Origin of the sequence: Buchnera aphidicola (Aphis helianthi) (assembly GCF_005083845.1) — a bacterium.
GTDB lineage: Bacteria > Pseudomonadota > Gammaproteobacteria > Enterobacterales > Enterobacteriaceae > Buchnera > Buchnera aphidicola_AW.
This window is the reverse complement of record NZ_CP034894.1, coordinates 354213-380130: the sequence shown is the minus strand read 5'-3', so window position 1 is coordinate 380130 and position 25918 is coordinate 354213. Positions and strand designations below refer to the sequence as shown.

General features: G+C 23.9%; 26 protein-coding genes and 3 tRNA genes. 10 read left to right on the top strand and 19 right to left on the bottom strand.

Annotated features, from left to right (window positions below; translation table 11 throughout):
• Nucleotides 1-89: 89 nt before the first annotated feature.
• Together rpmF and rluC are read right to left on the bottom strand one after the other, a co-directional pair.
• The gene (gene rpmF / locus D9V62_RS01775) at nt 90-254 is read right to left on the bottom strand and encodes a 50S ribosomal protein L32 (protein ID WP_158340100.1); all 165 of its coding nucleotides are present in this window, start codon (nt 252-254) and stop codon (nt 90-92) included.
• A gap of 65 nt (nt 255-319) precedes the next feature.
• Nucleotides 320-1264, bottom strand: a complete 945-nt coding sequence (gene rluC, locus D9V62_RS01770; RefSeq protein ID WP_158340099.1) for a 23S rRNA pseudouridine(955/2504/2580) synthase RluC — start codon at nt 1262-1264, stop codon at nt 320-322.
• Nucleotides 1265-1574: 310 nt separating this feature from the next.
• On the opposite strand from rluC, the gene rne reads away from it, so the two are divergent.
• Nucleotides 1575-4280 carry a ribonuclease E gene (gene rne, locus D9V62_RS01765; protein WP_158340098.1) on the top strand — a complete coding sequence of 902 codons (2706 nt, stop codon included), beginning with the start codon at nt 1575-1577 and terminating at the stop codon, nt 4278-4280.
• Between the two features lie 135 nt (nt 4281-4415).
• Here the strand turns inward: rne and D9V62_RS01760 are convergent, their stop codons facing one another.
• The 10 genes from D9V62_RS01760 to flgB all read right to left on the bottom strand — a co-directional run bounded on the left by D9V62_RS01760 (nt 4416) and on the right by flgB (nt 12819).
• Nucleotides 4416-6050 carry a FlgK family flagellar hook-associated protein gene (locus tag D9V62_RS01760; RefSeq protein WP_158340097.1) on the bottom strand — a complete coding sequence of 545 codons (1635 nt, stop codon included), beginning with the start codon at nt 6048-6050 and terminating at the stop codon, nt 4416-4418.
• Between the two features lie 20 nt (nt 6051-6070).
• The gene (locus D9V62_RS01755; RefSeq protein WP_158340096.1) at nt 6071-6385 is read right to left on the bottom strand and encodes a rod-binding protein; all 315 of its coding nucleotides are present in this window, start codon (nt 6383-6385) and stop codon (nt 6071-6073) included.
• The gene (locus tag D9V62_RS01750) at nt 6385-7491 is read right to left on the bottom strand and encodes a flagellar basal body P-ring protein FlgI (RefSeq protein ID WP_158340095.1); all 1107 of its coding nucleotides are present in this window, start codon (nt 7489-7491) and stop codon (nt 6385-6387) included. Before D9V62_RS01750 ends, D9V62_RS01755 begins: the two co-directional genes overlap by 1 nt.
• Nucleotides 7492-7687: 196 nt before the next feature.
• Nucleotides 7688-8404 carry a flagellar basal body L-ring protein FlgH gene (locus tag D9V62_RS01745; protein WP_158340094.1) on the bottom strand — a complete coding sequence of 239 codons (717 nt, stop codon included), beginning with the start codon at nt 8402-8404 and terminating at the stop codon, nt 7688-7690.
• 73 nt (nt 8405-8477) lie between these two features.
• A complete protein-coding gene (gene flgG / locus D9V62_RS01740) occupies nt 8478-9260 on the bottom strand; it encodes a flagellar basal-body rod protein FlgG (protein ID WP_158340093.1) in 783 nt (260 codons plus the stop codon).
• A 12-nt stretch (nt 9261-9272) separates the two neighbouring features.
• Nucleotides 9273-10013, bottom strand: a complete 741-nt coding sequence (flgF, locus tag D9V62_RS01735) for a flagellar basal-body rod protein FlgF (protein WP_158340092.1) — start codon at nt 10011-10013, stop codon at nt 9273-9275.
• A gap of 22 nt (nt 10014-10035) precedes the next feature.
• Nucleotides 10036-11247 carry a flagellar hook protein FlgE gene (locus tag D9V62_RS01730; protein WP_158340091.1) on the bottom strand — a complete coding sequence of 404 codons (1212 nt, stop codon included), beginning with the start codon at nt 11245-11247 and terminating at the stop codon, nt 10036-10038.
• A 51-nt stretch (nt 11248-11298) separates the two neighbouring features.
• Nucleotides 11299-11976 carry a flagellar hook assembly protein FlgD gene (locus D9V62_RS01725; protein WP_158340090.1) on the bottom strand — a complete coding sequence of 226 codons (678 nt, stop codon included), beginning with the start codon at nt 11974-11976 and terminating at the stop codon, nt 11299-11301.
• A 10-nt stretch (nt 11977-11986) separates the two neighbouring features.
• A complete protein-coding gene (gene flgC / locus D9V62_RS01720) occupies nt 11987-12397 on the bottom strand; it encodes a flagellar basal body rod protein FlgC (RefSeq protein WP_158340089.1) in 411 nt (136 codons plus the stop codon).
• A 5-nt stretch (nt 12398-12402) separates the two neighbouring features.
• Nucleotides 12403-12819, bottom strand: coding sequence for a flagellar basal body rod protein FlgB (flgB, locus tag D9V62_RS01715; RefSeq protein ID WP_158340088.1), 417 nt, complete (start codon nt 12817-12819; stop codon nt 12403-12405).
• 234 nt (nt 12820-13053) lie between these two features.
• On the opposite strand from flgB, the gene flgA reads away from it, so the two are divergent.
• Complete coding sequence (flgA, locus tag D9V62_RS01710; protein ID WP_158340087.1) at nt 13054-13710, top strand: flagellar basal body P-ring formation chaperone FlgA; 657 nt, start codon at nt 13054-13056, stop codon at nt 13708-13710.
• Between the two features lie 50 nt (nt 13711-13760).
• Complete coding sequence (gene flgN / locus D9V62_RS01705) at nt 13761-14168, top strand: flagellar export chaperone FlgN (protein ID WP_158340086.1); 408 nt, start codon at nt 13761-13763, stop codon at nt 14166-14168.
• Nucleotides 14169-14207: 39 nt separating this feature from the next.
• Here flgN and pyrC read toward each other — a convergent pair whose 3' ends face one another.
• Nucleotides 14208-15251 (bottom strand): dihydroorotase, encoded by a 1044-nt coding sequence (pyrC, locus tag D9V62_RS01700; RefSeq protein ID WP_158340085.1) that lies wholly within the window; start codon nt 15249-15251, stop codon nt 14208-14210.
• 141 nt (nt 15252-15392) lie between these two features.
• On the opposite strand from pyrC, the gene murJ reads away from it, so the two are divergent.
• Nucleotides 15393-16928, top strand: coding sequence for a murein biosynthesis integral membrane protein MurJ (murJ, locus tag D9V62_RS01695; protein ID WP_158340084.1), 1536 nt, complete (start codon nt 15393-15395; stop codon nt 16926-16928).
• A gap of 180 nt (nt 16929-17108) precedes the next feature.
• Nucleotides 17109-18131: an OmpA family protein gene (locus D9V62_RS01690; protein ID WP_158340083.1), complete on the top strand. Its 1023-nt coding sequence runs from the start codon at nt 17109-17111 to the stop codon at nt 18129-18131.
• A gap of 65 nt (nt 18132-18196) precedes the next feature.
• Here the strand turns inward: D9V62_RS01690 and D9V62_RS01685 are convergent.
• Nucleotides 18197-18281 (bottom strand) — tRNA-Ser (locus D9V62_RS01685).
• Nucleotides 18282-18453: 172 nt separating this feature from the next.
• Between D9V62_RS01685 and D9V62_RS01680 the strand changes: the two genes are divergently transcribed.
• A tRNA-Cys gene (locus tag D9V62_RS01680) sits at nt 18454-18524 on the top strand.
• 10 nt (nt 18525-18534) lie between these two features.
• Nucleotides 18535-18622, top strand: a tRNA-Leu gene (locus D9V62_RS01675).
• Between the two features lie 7 nt (nt 18623-18629).
• Here the strand turns inward: D9V62_RS01675 and rsmC are convergent.
• Entirely contained in the window at nt 18630-19646 is a 1017-nt protein-coding gene (gene rsmC / locus D9V62_RS01670) for a 16S rRNA (guanine(1207)-N(2))-methyltransferase RsmC (RefSeq protein WP_158340082.1), read from the bottom strand.
• Nucleotides 19647-19916: 270 nt separating this feature from the next.
• On the opposite strand from rsmC, the gene minC reads away from it, so the two are divergent.
• From minC to minE, 3 genes are read left to right on the top strand one after another with little or no spacing between them, the layout of a single operon-like run.
• Nucleotides 19917-20669 (top strand): septum site-determining protein MinC, encoded by a 753-nt coding sequence (gene minC / locus D9V62_RS01665; protein WP_158340081.1) that lies wholly within the window; start codon nt 19917-19919, stop codon nt 20667-20669.
• Between the two features lie 23 nt (nt 20670-20692).
• Nucleotides 20693-21505: a septum site-determining protein MinD gene (gene minD, locus D9V62_RS01660; protein ID WP_158340080.1), complete on the top strand. Its 813-nt coding sequence runs from the start codon at nt 20693-20695 to the stop codon at nt 21503-21505.
• Nucleotides 21506-21507: 2 nt separating this feature from the next.
• Nucleotides 21508-21759: a cell division topological specificity factor MinE gene (minE, locus tag D9V62_RS01655; protein WP_158340079.1), complete on the top strand. Its 252-nt coding sequence runs from the start codon at nt 21508-21510 to the stop codon at nt 21757-21759.
• Between the two features lie 128 nt (nt 21760-21887).
• On the opposite strand, the gene tsaB is transcribed toward minE, so the two are convergent.
• The 4 genes from tsaB to htpX all read right to left on the bottom strand — a co-directional run bounded on the left by tsaB (nt 21888) and on the right by htpX (nt 25879).
• Complete coding sequence (gene tsaB / locus D9V62_RS01650) at nt 21888-22559, bottom strand: tRNA (adenosine(37)-N6)-threonylcarbamoyltransferase complex dimerization subunit type 1 TsaB (protein ID WP_158340078.1); 672 nt, start codon at nt 22557-22559, stop codon at nt 21888-21890.
• Nucleotides 22560-22651: 92 nt separating this feature from the next.
• The gene (locus D9V62_RS01645; RefSeq protein WP_158340077.1) at nt 22652-24205 is read right to left on the bottom strand and encodes a TerC family protein; all 1554 of its coding nucleotides are present in this window, start codon (nt 24203-24205) and stop codon (nt 22652-22654) included.
• Nucleotides 24206-24491: 286 nt separating this feature from the next.
• A complete protein-coding gene (cspC, locus tag D9V62_RS01640) occupies nt 24492-24701 on the bottom strand; it encodes a cold shock-like protein CspC (protein ID WP_158340076.1) in 210 nt (69 codons plus the stop codon).
• Nucleotides 24702-25003: 302 nt separating this feature from the next.
• Nucleotides 25004-25879 carry a protease HtpX gene (gene htpX, locus D9V62_RS01635; protein ID WP_158340075.1) on the bottom strand — a complete coding sequence of 292 codons (876 nt, stop codon included), beginning with the start codon at nt 25877-25879 and terminating at the stop codon, nt 25004-25006.
• Nucleotides 25880-25918: the final 39 nt, after the last annotated feature.

Below are 25918 nucleotides of genomic sequence, written 5' to 3'. Positions count from 1 at the left end.
TTAATTATATAAATAAAATGCATAATATTTAATTAAAATTAATTTTTTATAAAACGGTATTTTTTAAAATACCGATTTTATATTTTTATTTAAATAACTTTTTTACCTTTATAGAATCCTTTTTGAGTTATATGATGACGAATATGCGTTTCTCCAGAAAATTTATCTTGAGATAATGTTATGTTTTTTAAGAAATCATGCGAACGTCTCATTCCTCTTTTAGAACGTGTAGGTTTATTTTTTTGTACAGCCATATTATCTCTCTATGTGTATTGTTAGATGGAAATAAATGATTTTTATTTAGTGTCTTTTAAACATATCATATAAGAGTTTTTAAAAAATTTCTAATATTCATATCTAATGGTGCTTCTACATGTAATATATTACCATTATTAGGATGTATAAAATTGATTGAAATAGCATGTAATAACAGTCTATTCAGATTTGTTTGATTTTTAATAGATTTATCTAAATTTGAGTTTCCATAACGTTTATCAAATAATATCGGATAACCTGCATAGGATGTATGTGCTCGAATTTGATGTGTTCTTCCTGTTTTTGGAAAAATAGAAATTAACGTTGTGCAAGAATATTTTTTTTTTATTTTAAAATAAGTTTCTGAAGCTTTTCCCGAATTATTAACAAACATTTTTTTTTGTTTGTTTTTTAAATGAATTTTCAATAATGGTTCTGATATTTTTTTTAAATTATGAGGCCATAAACCATGTACTAATCCAATATATTCTTTTTTTATTTTTTTTTCTCTAATTTGCTTATGCATAGATATAAGAGATGTTCTTTTCTTTGCTAAAATTAATATACCTGATGTATCTCTATCAATACGATGCACAAGTTCAAGAAATTTATCTAGTGGACGAATATTTCGAAAATATTCTATAACCCCAAAATTAACACCACTTCCACCATGCACTGCAATGCCAGAAGGTTTATTTATTATTAATAAATAATTGTCTTCGTAAAGTATATTATTCAATAAATTTTTTTGATAATCATTAATGTGAAAGTGTGTTTTTTTTTCAACTTCAATTTTAATTGAAGGAATTTTTAGATGATCTCCAATTTTTAATTTATAACTTGGTTGAATTCTTTTTTTATTAATTCGAATTTTTCCTGTTCTAATAATACGATAGATCATACTTTTAGGTATATTTTTAAACTTTTTTTTCAAAAAATTATCAATTCGTTGATTTATCATATCTTCATTAATATATATAATAGATGCAGATAATGTTTTATATGTCATTAAAAAAATCTCTATAATTAAGTAATTTTTTTAATTTTATTAATTATAATATAATTAAATACATAAATATATTAGTATCAATAATTAAATTATTTACAATTTTAAATTGTAGGCAAAATAATATTTTTTAATTTTTAAAGATTGTATTTATTAATTTTTAAGTTATTTTTATAGTATTTTAAAACAACTTATTTTTATATATATTTTAAATAAAAATCATAGTTAAACAATAAAATATTAATTTTTTAAAAGTATATATTTCCTGTTGATGTATTTACTTATTTATAAAAATAAGAGAGAAAATGTTATAATGAAAAGAATGTTAATTAATGCAACTCAACAGGAAGAGTTGCGTGTAGCTCTTGTTGATGGTCAACGTTTATATGATCTTGATATAGAAAATTCTGGATCAGAACAAAAAAAATCAAATATATATAAAGGAAAAATTACTCGAATAGAACCTAGTTTAGAAGCAGCTTTTGTAGATTATGGGATAGAAAAACATGGTTTTTTACCTTTCAAAGAAATTACTGAAAAATATTTTTCTAAAAATTATAACAATAATATACGTTTAAATATTAAAGATATTTTACAAGAAGGGCAAGAAATTATAGTTCAAATAAACAAAGAAGAAAGAGGTACTAAAGGTGCGGCTTTAACGACTTTTATTACTTTAGCAGGCAGTTATTTAGTTTTAATGCCTAATAGTCCTAATATTGCTGGTATATCTAGAAGAATTGAAGGAAATGATCGAACTGAATTAAAAGCATTGTTATTATCTTTAAAATTACCAAAAAATATGGGTTTAATTATTAGAAGCGCCGGAGTTGGAAAATCTATACAATCATTGCAATGGGATTTATCTCTTAGATTAAAGCATTGGGATGCTATTCAAAAAGCTTCAGAAAAAAAATCTGCACCATTTTTAATTCATCAAGAAAACAATGTAATTTTCCGTGCATTTAGAGATTATTTACGTCAAGATATCGGTGAAATTTTGATTGATAATCCTAATATATTTAATATAGCTCGAGAACATATTTCTTCTTTAGGTCGTCCAGATTTTATTAATAAAATTAAACTTTACACTGGAGAAATTCCTTTATTTAGTTATTATCAAATTGAATCTCAGATAAATTCTGCTTTTCAAAGAAAAGTATGCCTTCCTTCTGGAGGTTCAATCATGGTAGATAGTACTGAAGCTTTAACAGCTATTGATATTAATTCAGCTCGTTCTACACGTGGTGTAGACATTGAAGCTACTGCATTTAATACTAATTTAGAAGCAGTTGAAGAAATTTCAAGACAATTAAGATTACGAGATTTAGGTGGTTTAATAGTAATTGATTTTATAGATATGACACCTTTAAGCAATCAAAAAGCTATAGAAAATAAACTTAGAGAAATTGTACGCGAAGATAGAGCTCGTGTTCAAGTTGGAAATATTTCTAGATTTGGTCTATTGGAAATGTCTAGACAAAGACTCAGTTCATCTTTAGGTGAATCTAGCCATCATGTTTGTCCTAGATGTACAGGAACAGGTACTATTAGAGATAACGAATCTTTATCTTTGTCAATTTTACGTTTAATTGAAGAAGAAGCATTAAAAGAAAATACATATGAAGTACATGCTATTGTACCTATAGAAATTGCTTGTTATTTATTAAATGAAAAAAGAGATGCAGTTCACGCAATTGAAAAACGACAAGCAGGTGGAAAAACAATTATTGTTCCTAATAAAAATATGAAAACTCCTCATTATCTTGTTTCTAGAATTAGAAAAGGGGAGCAAATACCATCAATGAGTTATTATCTATCTAATATTAGAACAAATAAAAATCTAAAAAATGTTAAAAAGGAAATCGTAGAAAAAAAAATTAAATCGAAACCATTGTTTAAAAAAAGTACATTATTTAACTATGCTACCAATTCAAAAGATATTATTCAAAAAAAAATTTCTAAAAAAAATATTTATAACAACTTTTTTATTAATTTTATATCTTGGATAAAAGAATCTTTTTTTATAAAAAATATTTGTATTAAGAGTGAAATATTAAAAAAAAATATTTTTCAATATAAAAATAATATTTTTTTTAAAAAAGAAAATACTCTTTCAATGAATAATTCTAAAAACATTGACGTTATATCTGAAAGTAATAAAATTAAAAAAAATATAGTTAATAAAGATGATTTTAATAATATATCTTTAAAAAAAATTGATATTATTAATTATATAGAACCATTTAACTTTTTTAAATTAAGTAAAAATAATATAAAAAATAGTATTTTGTTTAAAAAAAAATCATTATTTAGAAATATTTTTTCTCAAAATAAAAATACTTTTTTAAATAAAGATAAATATAGTCATTTAATTGATAATGATAATTATATTATTTATCAAGCTCAAAAAACATCTAACTTTAAATATTCAACACCTTTAAAAAATAAATTTTTTAATATATATTATTTTCAATCTTCTCAACATATGAATAATAATATTATTTTTTCGCTAGATTTAGCACTAGGAAGAGTTTGGTTTAAAAACTCATTCATAAAAATTAATAAAATAAAAAAAGATTATAATTTAGATTTGAAAAAAAAAATAAATATTTCATCTATATACAAAAATAATACAATTATTAAAAAAAATATATCATTTAAAAAATTTAAACATTTAAAAGAACACAAAAAAAACTGTATTTCTAAAAGTAAAAAATACTTTAAAGATCAAAATATACTTCGAGAAAAAAAAAGACTTAAACTATTTTGTAAAAAAAATTATATATTAATATCAAATCAAAAAACAATTTCTATCAATCAAAATCTAAAAAAAGAAAATACGAAAAACCAAGCTTCAGCACCTATTACTAAAATTATTAATAATATATTTTATAATAAAAATACAGAAATATTAAAATCTTCGATTTTTTTAAAAAAAATGAATAAACAAAAGAATTCTGCTGGAGCACATTCTGCAACGGATTTGTCTACTTCTCCTATTACCAAAACTGAATAAGATTATTTTTTATAAATTAATTAATTTTATATTAAAAATTTTAAAAATATGTTATTTTTCATTAAGGATTAAATATAAAAAATAAAAACTTACTTTTTAAAAGTAAGTTTTTATTTTTAAAAAAAAATATAAATATTAGCTATAACAATCGACAATATCATTAAAAATACTTTCAGCCATTTTTAAAATTTTAACATTCGCAATATAACATTTTTGTTCATAACTGAGTTTTTGATAATCTTCATTTATATCGTCAGAAACTGATAGTTTTTTCTTTTTTAATATTTCAATCATTTGACGTTTAAAAGGTACTTTTTCTTCAAGATCATTACATTTATAAGATATAGATTTTAAAAATTTTAAATAAGATGTACCTAATGTATCTTTTTTGTTTACTAATTTGTCTTTGTTTAAATTATGTATAATAATTGCGTTATTTTTATTTTGCTGACTGATATCATTTGTTGAAGAAAATGCAAATGGACTATTTTCTACAATTAATAATTCTAACTCATCTAATGTTTTAGAATATGGTTTAATCATATACATATTACCTTCATTATTATTTCCTTCAATTTTTAATTCCATACCATCGAAGGTAAGATATGTATTGTTACTGTTTTTGTATACTTCTAGTTCCTCACATATTGTTTGATCGCGTAATCTTTTAACAATCCAATGGTTATTCTGCATAGATACGATGTAATTAGTATCTTGTGCATCACTAGTAGATATCCATTTAATAGAGGTAAAAGGATTTGATATATTATTTGAACTAGATATGATTTCAGGTGTACTAATATTAAATACTTGTTTACCAAGATTACCAAGTATATCGTATCCTAATGTATGATTTTCATTAATACTATCAGCAAAATTTATAGTTAGTTGTCCAAGCTTATTTTTAGCATTTTGTAATTCTTCTCTTCGAAATGAAAAAAGAGCACCTAAAGATCCACTTGGAATCATATGTTCCATTTTTTTTAGTTTTTTCTCATTATTATCCCAATATGCTACGCTTATATATTTATCATCAGTCTCAGATGTTAATACCATTAAATTTTGTTTTTTATCATCATTAATAAGACACATACCGTTATGTAAACGTACTTCAAAATTATTATGATCTTTAACTACTGTTACACCAATAATATCGTTTAGCTCATTAACCAACTGATCTCTTTGATCAATATATTTGTAGATACCATTAGGAACTTGTTTAACTGGAAAATAACGAATATCAATATTAAGATTATAAATTTTATTAATTAATATATTTGCTTTTTTTATTTTTTCTAATATAATGTTTTTAACATCTTTTTCTAAAAAAGTTAATTTTTCATTAAAATTTTTCAATCCATTTACAATATTTTTTAAATTTTTTTCAATTTCTTCATTAAATACATTTTGATTTTTATTAACTATATTTTCTTGTATAGAAGAGTATAGTGTATTCATTAAATCATTAAATATATGTATTTTTTCAATAAATAAATTCTCTAATTTTAAATATTCTTCAATTCGTGTTTGCTCATCTTGTACGCGTTCACTAGTTTTTCGTTTTTCTTCTTCAATAAAATCATTATATTCATCATATACTCTTTGTATTTTTAATCCTGCATTAGCATTAGAATCATCTATATTATTTTCTATTGCAATACGTTCTGATGAATTTCTATGATTAGGATTTAAAACTTTTTCTGATGTATTATCAATTAAAATTTTTATAGCATCAATACTAGAAATAGTCGAAGTTAATATGGAACTCATATGGCCCCCTTAAAAAATTGTTATAAATATATTTTTTTTTGTTCAATTTGTTGTAAAATGATCTTTGTTAATCCAATTCCCTTTTTAGTTAATTCTTTCGAAATTTGTTCATCATATATTTCAGTATATAAACGACTTTGATTATTATCTAATAAATTTCCTTCTGTTAAAGAACATCTCATACTTTTTAATAGCATATGAATAAAAATACCTTCAACTCCCCTAGCTGTTTCTAAGGCATATTTTTTCGGATTAATTTTTACTTTATGTTGTAAATCATCGACAAATTTAGCATGATGGTTCATTATATTAAATAAAGATAAATAATTTTGCATTAAATAATTTCCAATTTAGCATGAAGACAACCCGCACTTTTCATTGATTGAAGAATAGATATTAGTTCATCAGGCTTAGTTCCTAAAGAATTTAGTGCTCGTATTACATTATTTAAATTTTCATGATTAAATATTTTATTTTCAAGGTAATTTTTATAAATAATATTCGTCAGTGAATTATTTGTATCATTTGATAATGATTGTAACAAACTTAAATGATTACTTTGATTAATTAATTTATGGATAACTACAGATAAATTTTTATGTGAAATAATACATGTTCCTAATTTTACTTCTTCAGTCATAACAATTGAACCAGTCCGGGGGTTAATTATTACTTTAGCTTCTTGTGAGGGAATAGAAATATCTATATTTTGAATATTAGAAAGCATATGAACTTGTATTGTATTATTAGCATATGTATTTAATTGAACTGTTTTAGCATCAATGGCTATGGCTGTATCTGGATACTTTACATTAATCATATCGCTAATTTTTTGTGCAATACTAAAATCTTCTTGATTTAATTGTAAATTAATTATTTTTTTCTTTCCAAAATCAGTATTTATTTCCTTTTCGATTGTTGCTCCATGATTAATTCTTCCTGAATTTACCTGGTTAAATCTAATAAAATTATTATTTTTATGGTTAAATCTTTCAGAAATTAATATATTTCCTTGGGCAATTGCATAAATTTGATTATCAGTTCCTTTTAAAGGAGTCATTAGCAACGTTCCTCCTTTCAGACTTTTCGCATTACCCATAGATGATACTACTACATCTATTTTTTCTCCTAAATGACTAAATGGAGGCAGTTGTGCTGTGACTATTACAGCAGCAACATTTTTTAAATGCATATTGGTACCTGGGGGTATAGTAACACCTAATTGAGAAAGCATATTGTATAATGATTGATTAGTGAATGGAGCTTGTGTTGATTGATCACCAGTTCCATCTAAACCTACTATCAAACCATACCCAATTAGTTGATTGTCCCTTATACCTTCAATACTAGTTAAATCACGTATTTTTTCGGCATGAGCAAAAGAATAAAAACTTATTAAAATACAAATAATAAATTTTAATAACGATATTATCTTGAACATAATATACCTTATACATTTACTTATTAATTCTACTTTTTTAATATATATATTATATATAAAATATATAATATGTCATTTTGAATAATTTTTAATTGATAAGTTTTAGTTTTATTATGAAATTTTTCTCATAAAGGATTATTTTAAATCCTTTATGAGTTTAAATAATATTAAGAATGATAATTTATAAATTTCAATACTAAATAGGAGAAATTTTTAATAATAATCGTTGCAACCAACCCATTTTTTGAGCTTCATTAACACCACTATTACTTACGTATTCAATACGCGTATCCGCAATTTGAGTTGAAGCAACTAAATTATTTTTATTAATGTTATGAGGATTAACTACACCTGAAAATCTAATACATTCTATGCCTTCATTAATAGCAACTTGTTTTTCACCAACTACTTGCAAATTTCCATTTGGAAATACTCTTTTTACAGTAACAGTAATAAGTCCAGTAAATTTATTCTTGGCTGAATGACTGCCTTTTCCATAAAAATCATTTTTTCCTATACTATCAAAACCTGTTTTACCATCATTTATATTAAATCCTAATATAGGATTTAATTGTCCTGGTGAAATCGTCATACCTAAATTAGCAGTACTATTTCGAGTCATATTAGAAGCCGAGCTATTACTTGCACTAATGTTTTCTTGCAATACAATAGTTATTGTATCTCCAACATTATGCGACCGATGGTCTTCAAATAATGGTTGATATCCATAATGAATAGGTACAGTTTCTTGAAATATAGAACCATTTTTAGTTTTAGGAAATACATTTGGAGCGATAGATGTAGTAATTCCATTTACTAAAGATTGGTGTTCAATAGAAGCACAGCTTTGAATAGATAACAAAGCAAGAATAGTTAAATAATATTTAATTTTATAACTAAATAACTTTACCACAGAAACATGATCCTTAATAAAAAAAATTTTAATATATAAATTTTAAATTTATTTTTGTCATAAAAATCAATTGTTATAGTTGAGATAATTTTTGTAACATTTGATCTGAAGTATTGATAGATTTACTATTAATCTCGTAAGCTCTTTGAGTTTGAATCATATTTACTAATTCTTCAGCAACGTTAACATTAGATGTTTCAACATATCCCTGGTATAATAAACCTGTTCCGTTTAAACCTGGTGTAGTTTCTATTGGGTTACCAGAAGCTTTTGTTTCTTGATATAAATTCTCTCCTAAATTTTCTAATCCAGAATTATTAATAAAGTTAATTAAATTTAATTGACCAATCGAAATAGGTTGTGTTTGTCCTTGTATGGTGACAGTTACAATACCATCTCTTGCTATATTAATATTTGTTGAATTAGGTGGAATATTTATTTCAGGTACTATTGCAAATCCACTATTAGTTACTAACTGACCATTTTGATCTAATTGAAATGAACCATCTCTTGTATATGCTACGTTACCATCTGGTAATTGTACTTGAAAAAATCCTGGACCATTAATAGCTACATCTTTTGATGAGTCTGTTTTTGACAAATTTCCTTGATTATGAACTCTTTCAGTAGCTACCGGTCTTACTCCTGTGCCTATTTGCAAGCCTGATGGTAAAGTTGTATCAATAGATGAATTTGTTCCTGCTTCTCGTATTGTTTGATACATTAAATCTTCAAATACTGCTCTAGCTCGTTTAAATCCATTTGTACTAACATTTGCTAAATTATTAGAAATAACATTCATATTAATTTGCTGAGCATCAAGACCTGTTTTAGAAATCCATAAAGAAGGAATCATATTTTTATCCTTTTAATTATTAATGTTAAATAATTGATTTGCACGTTCTGTATTTTGATCATACATTGATATCATTTTCATATTCATTTCAAATTGTCGTGCATTCGAAATCATATCAATCATATTTTTAGTTGGATTAACATTGCTTGCTTCTAATACTTCCGATTGTACTCGTACAGTATCATCATGTAATGCTTCTGAATATTGATTTAATTTATTATTTTTTAAATAAAATAAACCATTATCTTTTTGGATCAGATCATTTTTGGAAAAACGTACTAATTTTAATGATCCTATTTCTTTATCAAAATCTTTATTTTCTTGTTCATCTATTTTTTGAATTTTACCATTAGATAAAATTTTTATATTTATATTATTTGGTATTTTTATATATCCTTGGTTTCCAATTACTTTATAGTTTTGAATAGTAAGTTGTCCTTTCGAATTGGTTTTTAAATGTCCGTTTTTTGTATATGCTTCTTTTCCATTTATATCTTTTATTGCTAACCAGCCATTGTCTTTAACAATTAAATCAAGTTTGCGTTGAGTATTTGTTAGTATACCTTCTGAAAAATTATAATATTTTTGTGTTCTAATTTTATGTAAATTATTTATATCTTCATCTTTAATAGTAAGATTAAATGTTTCTTTAAAACCATTAGTAGATACATTTGCTAAATTATTTGCAATAATACCTTGATTGTCTAATAATCGAATAGCAGCTTTCATTGATTGATAAATCGTATTTTCCATTTATAGTACCTAACTTTGAAAATTATCTTAAATTAATTAAAGTACCAATTATTTTGTCTTCTGTTTTAAAAGCTTGTGCACTAGATTGATAATTACGTTGCGCTACAATCATATTAATTAATTCTTTATTTAAATCAACATTAGATGACTCTAAAGTTTTTGAAATCATAATTCCAAATCCTTTATCTCCTGCTATTCCAATATTTTCATTTCCAGATTCTTGAGTTGCAGACCAAATATTTCCACTTTCAGGTTTTAACTTTTCTGGGTTCATAAACTTTGATAAAAATATTTGTCCAATTTTTTCTATTCTTTGATTTGTATATTGCCCAAGAATTTCACCATTATTTAAAATTTCAAAAGATTTCAAAAGACCCTTTGGATATCCATTTTGAGAAAGTTGTATAGTACTGTTATGATTTTCTGATTGTTTAAGCGTACATTTTATATCTAAAGTAAGATTTTTAAAATTTTTTGACTTAATTTTAATAGTTGAATCAGAAATTAATTTGCCTTGAGAATCAAATTTTAAATGAATAGTATCATCAATTTTTTCATCGTTTGAATTATTTACATTATTTGATTTAACTTTTATAATCCATTCATTGTCTTGCTTATCAATAGAAATAGTTATATTTTGAGCTTTTCCGTCTTGATCATAAACAGTAATATTATTTGTTTCTATATTTGTTATGTGATCATTAGAACCTGTAATAGTATTACTAGAATTAGCATTATCAATTAAATCTGCATTTAATTTAATTTCAGTTGTTGGTTTTGATTGAAGAACATCAGAATTTTTTAAATTAATAGGTTCTAATTTAGATATATTATTTAAATTGTTTTTAAAGTTACATTGATTTTGACCTGTTAAATACATGCCATCCATAGTAATAATATTTTTATCTTTATCTAATAAAAATTGACCATTTCTTGTATAATAGACATATCCTTTGGAATTTAAAACTCTAAAAAAACCATCCTGTACAATGCCTAAATCTAAATCTCTTCCTGTTTGCATTAATACTCCATTGCTAAAATTTTGTCTCGTATTAGCAATTCCAACACCAGATCCGATTGGTCTGTTAGAGTAGAATGAATTAGATATTATATCGAAAAAAGAAAGAGTACTAGATTTAAATCCTACAGTAGAAGCATTTGCTACATTATTAGATACAACATCTATATTATTACTATTAGCCATTAATCCACTGATAGCTTCCATAGTTGACATATGTTTTTCCTTTATCATTTAACGTTTAAATATTTTTTTAAATATATATTATTACTTGAAAATTTTACGAATTTTAGACAATGTTGTAGTTCCCATTACTCCTAAATCTATTATAGGATCTTTAGAAGAAGTAATAATACTATTTACTAATGCTTCACATAAAGTTTGAACAGGAACGTCTTTGTCTCTATTTTTAGCTACTACAGTAATATTATATTTTCCAGTAGGAACTGTATTTTCATCTAAATCTAAACCATCCCATATAAAGCTATATACGCCAGGTTTTGCATCTTTCAGTTTTGTCACATGTATAACTTTATTATCACTATCTAATATTTTTATTTCGACTGATGTTGCGTAACCAATTAAGTCTATTCCAAATTCTGTCTTCATGTCTTTAGTATGTACAATTTGTGAACTAGGTATCATAACTCGATGACCAATTAAAGAAGATATTTGAATATTTTGATTTTGATTTATTTTATCAGAAAAGTGTCCTACAGTATTATTTAATCTTTCAATTCCAGTTGCTGTGTTAATTTGAGCTAACTGTGATGTTAATTCGGTATTTTTAATAGGATCAGTGGGATCTTGATTTTTAATTTGAGCAATTAATAAACTTAAAAAATTATTTTGTAGATCTAATGGATTAGATTCGTTATTTGATTCATTTTTATTTTGTTCAATAACATTATTATTTATAACAGAATCAATATTAATATGACTCATTTATCCTTCCTTATTCACCAATAGATAATGTTTTTAATATTATATATTTAGCAGTTTTTAATACTTCTATATTAGCTTGGTAAGCTCTTGACGCTGAAATATGATCTATAGTTTCTGCAATTGGATTAACATTGGATTTTAAAACATATCCATTTGTATTAGATAAAGGATTAATTGGATCGTATATCATTTGCATTGGATTTTTATCATTAATTATTTCTGAAACTTTTACTCCTCCGATCCCTGTTTTATTGGAATTACATGCTTTAAATATAACCTTTTTTGCAATATATGGATAATATTTTCCATTCTTATATATTATACTTTCTGCATTTGCTAAATTTGTAGCAATAATATTTATTTTTTCTGACTGCGCAGTCATTGCTGAACCGGCAATATTGAGTATATTAAATAAAGACATAAGTTTTATCCTTTTAATACATGCATTATATTTTTAATCTCATTTTTTATAAATATTAAATTTTCTTCATATTTTAAAGTGTTTTTTATAAACTCTATTCGTTCACGATTCATATCTACTGTATTTCCATCAACCTTAATATTTTTAGTTTTAATAGGTTTAGTTTCGAATAAAGAAATATCATTTTTTTTTATTATTGGTGTTAAATGTTTTTTTGAAGTTAGTTGTAAATCAATTTTAGAAAAATTCATATTATTTTTTTTTAATATCTTTTTAAATGTATCTTTAAAGTTAATATCCATTGCTTTATAGTTGGGCGTTTCAGAATTAGCTATGTTTGATGATAAAACTTCTTCTCTTCTAGCATAGAAATTTAATAAATTTTCATTTAAATCAAACATTTTATTTATTTTTTCAAACATATTTATATCCTTTACTTATTATTAATAATATTTAACAGTAATAATATTTTTATTTCTATTTTTTTTTAATATTAAATATTTTAATATAAAAAATCTATTTTAAATTAATTTTAAAAATTAAATTTATAAATTATCATTATATATAAATTACTACAGATTTGAAATTTTAAAATATATTGTACTTATTGATCAATTTTAATAAATTGAATATTATTTCAATCAACAAGGAAAAAAATGAAATTAGTAAAATTTTTTTTTATATTATTACTTTTTTTATCTTTTAAAATTAATGCAAATGATTATATAAGTCATTTAAACAAATTTTTTAAAAAAGAATACTCTCTTGATACAAATAATTTTAAAATATTAATACATACTCCATTAAAACAAAATCAAATTTGTAAAAAACCACACTTTTTATTAGCAAATAATTTTGATCATTTTGGTTTATTTAATATTTTATATATTTGTGGTCCTCAATTTCAACATTTACAATTAGCATTACAAGTACAAGGGAAATACATTGTAGCAAATAAAACTATTTTTCGTGGTACAAAAATTGTCGAATCTGATTTAAAAACTATAATGGGACGTTTAGATCGTCTACCTAATGGTACTTATTTACATAAAAAAGACGTTATAAATAAAGTAAATATACGTGATATTTTACCTTTTGAACCAATTACATCTTTTATGACACGCGTATTTTGGACTATCAAAGTAAACCAAAAAGTAACTATTAGAGTTAAAGGAACTAGTTTCGAAATTATTAGTACTGGAAAAGCACTATCTAATGGAGGTATTAAAGAAATAATACGTGTAAAAATGAACAATGGAAAAATTGTTACTGGAACAATTAATACAGATGGAGAAGTAATAGTTGTTTTATGAAGTGAATAATATTATATTTAATAAATATTATACATTTAAAGAGATATTTAATGAAAAAATTAATTAATACCTTACAAAAAATAGATAATATTCTTGTCTTGATAAATAAAATCATACATGAAGAACATATAAATTTATTAGATTCTAAAACTAATATAAAGAAATTATTTTCTATTATAGAAAAAAAACATTATTTATTAAATAAATTAAATAAAGAAAGAAAAATACAGATATCACTTGAAAAAATTTATAATGTTTTTCCTCCGTATTTAGAATATAATGAATTGAATAATTATTCAAATAAAATAGTAAATAAATGTATATTTTTAAACAAAATTAACCTTGAGAATAAAAAACTTATAAAAAATAAATTTTACTTAAATCAAAATTTTTTAAATTTGTATAAATCTTTTAAAAATAAAAATAATACTATTTATGATGTTCATGGAAACTTATAAAATTAATTTTTTACAATATTAAATTTGAATAATAAATATTTAAAGAATAGACCAGTTTAGTATTTCACCAGATAAAAAAGGTATAATAAATTCTTTACCAACGCTAACTTTTTCTAAAATTTTATAAGGTTTTTTTATTAGTGTGATGCTTTCTTTATTGATTGGGATATTATAAAAATTGGGCCCATTTTTTGAACAAAAAGATTCAAAATATTTTAAAGCTTTCATTTCTTCAAAAACAGTGACATAACATAATAAAGATGATGGGGCATTAAATATTCCTGCACATCCAATTAAATTAATTTTATTTTCATAAAGATGTGGAGCACTATCACTTCCTAAAAAAAATCTTGTACTACCATTAGATATAGCTTGCCTTAAAGCATTTTGATGTATATTTCTTTTTAAAATAGGTAGACAATAAAGATTAGGTTGAATTCCACCAATAAACATGTTGTTTCGATTAAGCATTAAATGATGCGGTGTGATAGTTCCTGCTAAATATGGTGAATTATTTTCTTCAATGTAATATACGGCTTCTTTAGTAGTAATATGTTCTAATATTATTTTTAATTCTGGAAATGTCTTACGTAGTAATACTAGCGTATTTTCAATAAATTTAGCTTCTCGATCATAAATATCAATGTCAAAATTATTGTCTTCTCCGTGTATTAGTAATGGCATATTTATTTTTTGCATTAGCTCTAATATATGAAAAATTTCACTAATTTTATTTATACCAGTTTTTGAATTTGTTGTAGATTGATCGGGATATAATTTTGCTCCTATAAATATTTTTTTAAAAAAACCATATTTTAGTTCTTGTAAAGAAGTTTCTTTTGTTAAATAACAAATCATTAATGGTTCAAATTTAGTATTTAGTTGAGATGCATTTATAATTCTACGTTTATAAGCAATAGCTTTTTTACAATTTGTAATAGGTTTGTTAAGATTAGGCATAATTATTGCACGTCGATAAAATGTTTGAGTATATCGTAGAATTTTTTTTAAAATTTTTTTATCTCTTAAATGAAGATGCCAATCATCAGGTTTAATTATTTTTATTTTCTTTAAAGAAGACATTTCTTAGTTTAATTTAGTTGTTAAGGATTAAATATTTTTAAATATCTTTTATAGCATGTTAAATCTTTTATAAGCAAGATAATTTTATTAATACTTAAAATATTTTTCAGTTTATATTTAAACCGTTTAGGTTAATTTAAGATGAATCTTTTAAAATCTTTATTTTCTCTTAGTTTTATGACATTAATATCACGTATATTAGGTTTTTTGAGAGATCTTGTAATTGCTCATATTTTTGGTGTTTCTATTTATACTGATGCGTTTTTTGTTGCTTTTAAAATTCCAAATTTATTACGTCGACTATTTTTTGAAGGGGCTTTTTCACAATCTTTCGTTCCTATATTAATATATTATAAATCGTATAAAAAAATAAAATATACAAAAGATTTTATTGCATCTTTATCAGGTCTAATTATTATATTTTTATCTATTATTATATTATTGGGAATAATATTTTCTAGTTATATAATTGAATTTAGTGCACCAGGATTTACTCAATCAATTCAAAAATTTCAAATATCTTCTACGTTGTTAAAAATTATGTTTCCTTATATTTTATTAGTTTCTTTATCTTCATTATATTCTTCTATTTTAAATAGTTGGAACTATTTTTCTATTCCTGCACTTGCACCAAGTATTTTAAATATTACTATTATTATTTTATCTATTTTTTTTAATAGTTTTTTTCAACCATCAATTCTTGTATTGGCTTGGTCTGTTATTATAGGAGGAATTATTCAATTAATATATCAGCTTCCATCTTTAATTAAAATAAATATGTTTATAATGCCTAATTTTAATTTTAATAATATTGGGCTTTTAAAAGTTTTAAAAAAAATAGGACCATGTCTTATAGGAGCTTCTGCAAATCAAATTTCTTTAATTTTTAACACTATTTTTGCTTCTTTATTAAATTCAGGTTCGATATCTTGGATGTATTATGCTGATAGATTGATTGAATTTCCAATTGGTATGCTAGGTGTTTCTTTAAGTACAATTTTATTTCCATCTTTATCAAAAAGTTATTCAAAAAATAGATTTAAAGAATATAAACAATTACTTCATTGGGGATTTCGTATTGGTTTAATTTTATCTTTACCTAGTTCTATTATATTATTTGTTTTAGCTAAACCGTTAGTAGTTATTTTATTCCAATATGGAAAATTTACAAATTTTGATGTTTTAATGACACAAAAAGCATTAGAATTATATTCTATTGGTTTAGTTGCTTTTATTTTAGTTAAAGTTTTATCTTCAGCTTTTTATGCTTCTCAAGAAGTAAATATTCCCACAAGAATAGCACTTTTTACTTTATCAATAACACAAATATTAAATCCATGTTTAATTTTTTATTTTCAACATGCAGGTTTAGCTCTATCTTTTAGTATATCTGGTTGGATAAATTTTTTTTTATTGTATTGGAAAATGTATCAAAAAAAACTAATTCATTTTAATTTTAATGAATGTATTTTTATATTTCGTTTATTAATTGCAATACTTTCTATGACATTTGTTTTAATTTTTATGATATATTTTATACCTCTATATGATATTAGTTCTTTTTTTACGAAAATAACGCGTTTATTTATAATTTTATTTGTTTCTGGAATGATTTATTTGATTAGTTTATATTTTTTAGGAATATCTTTTTTAAATAATTCTAATAATGTTAATTAATTAAAAAAATTTAAGGATATATATTAAGATTTGAAATATATATTATATAAATAATATAAATATATCGATTTATATTATTAATATAATATATATTATATAATAAAATATACTATAATTTATTTTTAAAGTTATTTACATGTTCTTAATTTTTTATAATTTATCTCAAAATGGAGTTTTCAAATGAAAAAACGAGCTCTTACTATTATCGTTCTATTAGTAAGCTTAGTCACTAATGTTCACTCAAAAAGTAATGATGGATGGTATTTAGGTGCTAAAGTAGGATGGTCTAATTTTAATCTTTTAAAATATAAAGAACTACAATCTATAAAAAGTGAAGAAAATATAAATGCTCCTGTTTTTGGATTATTTTTAGGATATGAATTTAACCCATATTTTGGTTTAGAAATAGAAAATAATACAACTGGATTACATCCGCATTTAATGTTTCAAAAACCTAAAGAAACTATGCAAGCTAACAATGTTCAAATTTCAACAAAATTATCATATCCTATTACCGATGATTTCCGAGTATATACTCGATTAGGAGGAATGATGTTTTGGGAAAATTTAACTAAAGAAGACTTACAAACTGTTTTTACTAGAAATAGCTTAGTGTTTCCTAGTTTATCTTTAGGGGCTGAATATATTTTCAACGATGAATTTATTACTAGATTTGATTATACATGGAAAAGTAGTGTTGATAAAATTATGAATTTATCTAAACCTACTTTAGGAGATGCAGTTGTTTCCTTTGCATGGAAATTTGGAAAATCTAATATTAATGACATGTTTGCATCATATTCTCCAGAAACATCTAATAAACAATATATTGCACTTAATGAAAATATTAACTTTCCTTTTAATAGTACAGAATTAAAACCTATATCTTATGACAAGCTAAAAAAAATTGATAATGAAATAAATAATATTAAATCAAAAAATATTTATATTACACTGTCAGGTCATACTGATAGAATAGGTAATAAGGAATATAATCAACAATTATCTGAAGATCGTGCGTATAGTATTAAAAATTATTTTACTTCTCATGGAATATCTGAAAATAAAATAAATGTTCAAGGAATGGGCAATCAGTATCCTATAACTGATCAAGTATGTAAAGATGTAGAGAGTAGACCTTTATTAATTAGTTGCCTAGCACCTGATCGTCGTGTAGAAATTGAGGTTTCTGCTGATCAATAAATTATTTTTTGATTCACATTGTTTGAGGAGATATTATTAATTAACTTATATATTTAATAATTTTTCGGAGAGAGAGAGATTCGAACTCTCGGATGATTTCTCATCGGCGGTTTTCAAGACCGCTGCCTTAAACCACTCGGCCACCTCTCCATATATCTCTATTAAATATTTTATATAAATTAATTACAGTAATATTAAAACATTATATTAATGAATGTAAAGATAATTTTTTATTTTATTAGAACTTTTTATATAAATATATTTATATTTATAAAATTTTATTTGTAATTTTGTTTTTTTTTTTTTATAATAAGAAAATAAAGGCGTGTTGACAGATTGGCTATGTAGCGGATTGCAAATCCGTATAACCCGGTTCGATTCCGGGATACGCCTATAAAAATAGGCCCGGATGGTGAAATTGGTAGACACAAGGGACTTAAAATCCCTCGGCTTTAAAAGCTTTGCGGGTTCAAATCCCGCTCCGGGTACCAACTTAAATTAATTTAATAAAGCTTGATATACTTTATAAAACTTTGTTTTTTCAATAATATTATATTTTTTAAAGTTTTTATTTAAAATAAAATCATAATTAAAACAGCTGTTAACAACAAATCTTAATTCCCCTCTTTTTTTTAAGTATTTTACAGAATTAATTATAATTTTTTTTATTATATTAAAATTTACTTGTAAATCATCATGAAATGGTGGATTAGATATAATGAAATCAAATTTATTAAATATATTTGAGTAAATATTACTAGAAAAAACTTTTGCTTTTAATTGATTAGAATAGAGAGTTTCTCGACTTGATATTATTGCTGATTCTTTATTATCTATCATAGTTAAAACAGAATTTCTCGATTTTTTTAATAAAGAAGCAGATAAAAATCCTGATCCACATCCTATATCTAAAATTTCACCATTAATTTTATTAGAAAAAGTATAAGCAAGTAGTTTGCTGCCTAAATCTATTTTTTTATAACCAAAAACTCCTGGTAAACATTTTATATATAAATTTTCCCATATATGTGTTTTAAAAAAATCTTTTAATGTAAATTGTGTTTTACATTTAAGAATGCCTGAGAATAAAATAGAATGTTTTGCGCTTTCTAATTTACTTAAGTGAACCCAGTTTTCCAATATTTTTATTACGCTTTTAACTCCACTTGAATTTTTACCTACAATAAAAATTTCAGTTCCAATAGAAAAACAAGATAATAAATTATATAATTGAAATATCGCTTCTGATTTACTTTTAGGCCAATAGTAAATCAGTGTATTATAATTTTTTACAATTTTTTCTGACACAAGTAAATTATAATATATACTCAATTTATTAAGATTATTTTTTTGATTAATATCAAAGTTATAATTTGTACTCAGGTGTATACTCGTTTTTATACTGTATAAGTGTATTGGTAACTCATCTTTTATATTCCCTGAAAAAAAAATTTTTTTATTTTTAAAAATATTTTGATGACGTAATATTAGTTGACTATTTTGAGAAAATAACAAGGTTTTAGTTTTCCTTATGGATTTTATATTAAAATATTTAATATTGTTATTAATTAGCAATGTCAATTGTAAATTATTAAATTTATATCAACCTTATATTATATTAATTGTATTTAAATATTATAAATTATCTAAAAACTTTAAAAAATAGAAATTGTTATCAAATGATATTTATATTATAATTTAATTAAATTTATCACTGTTAGTTTTTATAAAGATAATACATTTACATTTAATATGCATATAAATATAAATTATTGAGCAATATATATGCAAAAAACGTCTATTGAAATAAAAGGTAGTAATTTTACATTATTAGTATTGTACATAAAAAGTAATAATATAGATTTAATTAATAAATCATTATATAAAAAAATTCAAGAATATCCTCAATTTTTTAAAAATGCACCTATTATTCTTAATGTTTCAAATTTATCATTAAATCAAATAAATTGGAGAAAAATACAAGAAGTTATTATTTCACATAGTTTTTTTATTGTAGGTGTAACTGGGTGTAAAGATAACTATCTTAAAAAAATTATCATTGATTCAGGATTGCCTATTTTATTAGAAGGTAAAAAAATAGAAAATATAGAACAAAATATAGAACAAAATATAGAACAAAATGTTAGTTTTTTTTATAGAACACATAATTTTGAAAATATAATTAATAAAAAAACAACTAAAAAAACAGAAAAAACTCATATTATAAAAACACCTGTTCGTTCAGGTCAAAAAATATATGCTAAATATTCTGATTTAATAGTAACAAATAATGTAAGTGCTGGAGCAGAATTAGTTGCTGATGGAAATATTCATATTTACGGATCAGTTCGAGGACGAGTACTTGCAGGTGCTAACGGAGATGTTACAAGTAATATATTTTGTACAGCATTGTTTGCAGAACTATTATCAATATCTGGTGAATATTGGTTATCAGATCAAATACCATTAAAGTTTATTGGAAAATCAGCTCAAATTTATTTAAATGATAAAGTTTTAACTATAAATTCTCTTAGTTAAGTGTATTTTTAGGAACTTTTTATATGACACGGATTATTGTAGTTACTTCAGGGAAAGGAGGTGTAGGTAAAACTACTTCAAGTGCTGCTATTGCAACTGGTTTGGCAAAAAAAGGAAAAAAAACTGTTGTTATAGATTTTGATATAGGTTTAAGAAATTTAGATTTAATTATGGGGTGCGAACGTAGAGTAGTATATGATTTTGTTAACGTAATTCAAGGTGAAGCAAAAATCAATCAAGCTTTAATTAAAGATAAAAAAACTAAAAATTTATTTATTTTACCAGCATCTCAAACTCGAGATAAAGAGGCTCTTACATATTTAGGAGTAGAAAAAGTTTTAAATGAGTTAATTAACATGGGTTTTGATTTTATTATTTGCGATTCACCTGCAGGAATCGAGAAAGGAGCTATTTTATCATTATATTTTGCAGATGAAGCTATTATTACTACAAATCCAGAAGTTTCTTCAGTTCGAGATTCCGATCGAATATTAGGAATTATATCATCTAAATCAAAAAGATCTGAACAGAATAATACTCCTATTAAAGAGTACCTTTTATTAACACGTTATAATCCTACACGTGTTAAAAATGGTGAGATGTTAAGTATGAATGATGTTTTAGAAATACTTCGAATACCAATTATTGGTGTAATTCCTGAAGATACTTCTGTGTTACGAGCATCAAATCAAGGAGAATCTGTTATTTTAGATGATACTTCAAATGCAGGACATGCTTATTTTGATACAGTACATCGCTTGTTAGGTGAAAATCATAAATTTCGATTTATTGAAGAAGAAAAAAAAAGTTTTTTACGACGTTTATTCGGGAGATAGACATGGCTTTATTAGATTTTTTTTTATCCCGGAACAAAAATACTGCTCATGTAGCTAAAGAAAGATTACAAATTATTGTCGCAGAACGAAGAAAATTTCAAAATGAACCAGATTACTTTCCACAATTAAAACGTGAAATACTTTCGGTAATTTGTAAATATGTAAATATAGATCCTAATATGGTGACAATACAATTAGAACAAAGGAATGAAGAAATTTCTATATTAGAGCTAAATGTTGTTTTGCCAGATTAATAATTTAAAACAATTAAATAAGTATTAAAATCATTTATCAAATTTAATATATATATTATATAGAATAATATTGAAATCAATACTGAAGTATCTTTAGTATTTCAGTATTGATATTTACGTTTAAATATTTATTTTAAAAAATTATTTAAATAATTAGGAGTTACTTCAGTAGCATGTAAAAAATTTCTATTTTTTATATTATATAAAGAAAATGGGATTATATCTTTTGCATGAGGAAATATGATTCTCATTTTTTTAAAATTCAAAAATTTTATGCAATTAACTTTTTCAAATCCACTTCCAAAAAATGACCAATTATCTTTTTTCAAATTTTTTATTTTTTCTTTAAGTTCATTAAAATTAAGTAAAGACTCTGTTTTTTCTCCTGTCCATAATAATGTATTATTTTTAATATATTTAGCCCAATATACCTTCTCAGTTTTAGCATACATTATAACTAGTATTTTTGTTTGATGATATTTTCGCCATGCTTTTTCAGCCATAATAGCTAACGTTGAAATCCCTAAAATAGGTACTTTTAAACTTATAGCTAAACTTTGTGCAATGCCTGTAGCAATTCGGATGCCAGTAAAATTACCTGGTCCTTTCGAAAAAGCTATGTAATTTACTTCTTTAAGTTTTATATTTGCAAGTAATAGTGTTTTTTGAATCATTGGTAATATTTTGATAGTATGCTCTTGATTACAGTTATCTGATAATGCATATATTTTTTGTTTCTTGTATATAGCTACTGAGCAATAATTAATTGAAGTATCAATTGCTAAAATTATATTAGACATACTTTTCTCAATATTTTAAATCTATTTATTTTATAAGATATAGTTTAATCTTTAAATATTATAATTATTTTGTTTTTAATTTAATTAGTATTTTAATTTTTAATAATTCGGACTAAATCAATACGGTATTCTGTTGCTTTAACAATATGAAAAGAAAATGAGTGAATATTAATCACTTCTCCTGGAATGGGTAACTGACCATTCTGAGCTATAAGTAATCCACCTAATGAAGCACAGTCATCTTCTTTGATAAGTTCTTTTGTATTGAGTAAGTGTTGTAATGAATGTAAATCTGTTTCTCCCTTTACCAACCAGCTGTTTTTTTCTTTTATAATATCTGGTGTTTCATCGGCATCTGGAAACTCTCCAGCTATAGCTTCTAACACATCTAATGGGGTAATTAATCCCTGAACTACACCGAATTCATTGCTGACAATTACAAAACTCCCCTGAGCACGACGTAAAACACCTAAAAGATTTATTGGGTCAAGAGTATCAGGTATAATAATAGGTGGTATTTGAGCAGCAAAGTTATAAACATCTATATTGTTTTCAATGGCAACTAATAGTTCTTTTGCGCGTACAATACCAATAATTTCATCTAATTCACCTTTACAAACTGGAAATAAACTATGAGGTGTATCTAATAACTGAGTACGAATTTCATTAGTATTTTTTTCTGTATTGACCCAAGATATATTACTTCTTGGTGTCATAATACTTTTAATTGATCGACCTGCTAATGTGAGAACTCCATTAATCATGTATTTTTCTTCATCTTTAAACGTTTCTGTTTCTAATGAAGGACTAATAGATATTTTTTCACTATTATTTTTTTGTATTTTTTTTGTACTTGTTTGTTTATTTTTTTCTCTTACCATTAGCCGCAAAATTGCTTCAGCAGCTCTTTGTCTCATAGGTTTTCTAGATTGATTTTTCATAAAATTATGTCGAGCTATTTGATTAAATATTTCAATTAAAATTGAAAACGCTATAGCTGTATATAAATATCCTTTTGGAATATAAAATTTTAAAGCTTCTGCTACTAAACTAAAACCAATCATTAATAAGAAACTAAGACATAAAACTACAACAGTTTGATGTAAATTGATAAAATTAGTCAATGCTTTTGAAGCTAATAACATAAGTATTGCAGCTAATACAACTGCAATCATCATAATTAATAACTGATTCACCATACCTACTGCAGTAATGATGGCATCTAATGAAAAAACAGCATCTAATATAACAATTTGAATAACTACAGCCCAAAAACTAGCATAGTTTTTATTTTCTGAATTTTCATGATCTTCATTTTCTAATCTTTCATGAAGTTCAATTGTAGCTTTAAATAATAGAAATAAACCACCTATAAGTAAAATTAAATCACGTACTGATAAAACAAAAAATCTATTGTTAATGATAGGAGTTGTTAAAGTTACAATCCAAGATATTAATGATAATAATCCTAATCGCATTATTAATGCAAATCCCAACCCAATCAATCTTGCTTTATCTCTTTGATTAGGAGGTAATTTTTCTGATAAGATTGCTACAAATATTAAATTATCAATTCCTAGAACTACTTCTAAAACAACTAGTGTTAATAAGCCGGCCCAAGTTGACGGTTCTAAAAAAAAATCCATCAGAAAAACTCCGTAAAAAAAAATAGGACAGCATAGTGTTTAATTTATCTATAATAATATTATATATTTTATTTTTCGAGAAGTTTAAAAAATAATTTAGATATAGCTAGATCATATGTTTGAATGAACAGATTTTGAGAGAATTTATCTGTGAAGTTAAAATATTATGTAATGAAATATATTTTATGGATTATTTGATAATTTTTGATATTATAAAAATTTATTTTAAAAAATAAGCCCTCTGATTTTTAACAGAGGTCTTTTTCTAAAATATTTTATCTATTTTTTATATAGAACATACATTGATTGCGGATGGACCCTTTTGTCCGTCTTGAATTTCAAACTCAACGTTTTGTCCTTCAGATAATGTTTTAAAACCATTTCCTTGAATAGATGAAAAATGCACAAAAACATCTTTACTTCCATTTGATGGCGTAATAAAACCAAAACCTTTAGATTCGTTAAACCACTTCACTTGACCTTTAATCTTACTCATTTTTTTTCCTTTAAAATTATGAATTTTTTGATTATTTTAAGAAATTAGAAACATTACTGCATGAGGCATGAATTTAAGATTTTTCAAGAAAATTTTTTAACGTCTTCTACTCTAAAATTTTTTAATTTTAAAATGCCATGCATAAACAGAATTGTTGCTTTTTTCAACTATATTTTTTCTTAATGATTATAAACGTTTTTATAAAAAAAAACAAGCTTAAAAAAATTAATAAAGATAAATTTTTATTTAATATTTCTCTTAATAGACTATTTCTACTAAGAGAAGTTTTTATGGGATTTATTTTACATGTATTTTTCGTTATTTAAAGCTTGTATTCTTTTATCTATAGAAGGATGAGATGCAAATAATTTTACAACTGATTTAGATTTACCATTAATACACAACGCAATAATACTATCAGATTCCTGTGGTTCATGGCTTGATTTTAATTTATTTAATGCAGAAATCATTTTTTCTCGACCTACTAATTTTGCAGAACCAGCATCCGCATAAAATTCTCGATGTCTAGAAAACCACATAGTCACAATGCTTGCAAGCATACCAAATATTATGTCTAATATTGTTGAAATTACAAAGAAGACAAATGAATGTTTTTCATTTTCATTATTTTCATCATTGTTTGATAATACACTATTTAATATTTGTGAAACAATACGAGAGATAAAAATAACAAAGGTATTTACTACACCTTGTATTAAACTCATTGTAATCATATCACCATTATAAATATGACTAATTTCATGCCCAATAACAGCTTCAGCTTCACTTCGAGTCATTTTTTCTAATAATCCCGAAGATACTGCAATTAATGCTGAATTACGTCGAAAACCTGTTGCAAAAGCATTTATATCGACAGCATCATATATCGCTATTTGTGGTGTTTTTATTCCCTTTTGTATAGCTTGTTTACTAATAGTATCAAATAGCCATTGTTCTACATGGTTATCAGGAGATTTAATAATTCTACCTTTTACTGAACGTAATGCGATCCATTTAGATATAAGAAGTGATACAAAAGATCCACTAAAACCAAATAAACTAGAAATAATTAATATACCATAAATACTATCAGAATCGATTCCTGTTAAAGCAAGGATTAAAGCAAATGTTGATGTAACTGCTAAGTTAGTTAATAAGAAAAGAATAATACGTATCATAAGATATTATCTTCCTCAATTCAGGCAAAATAGTATTTT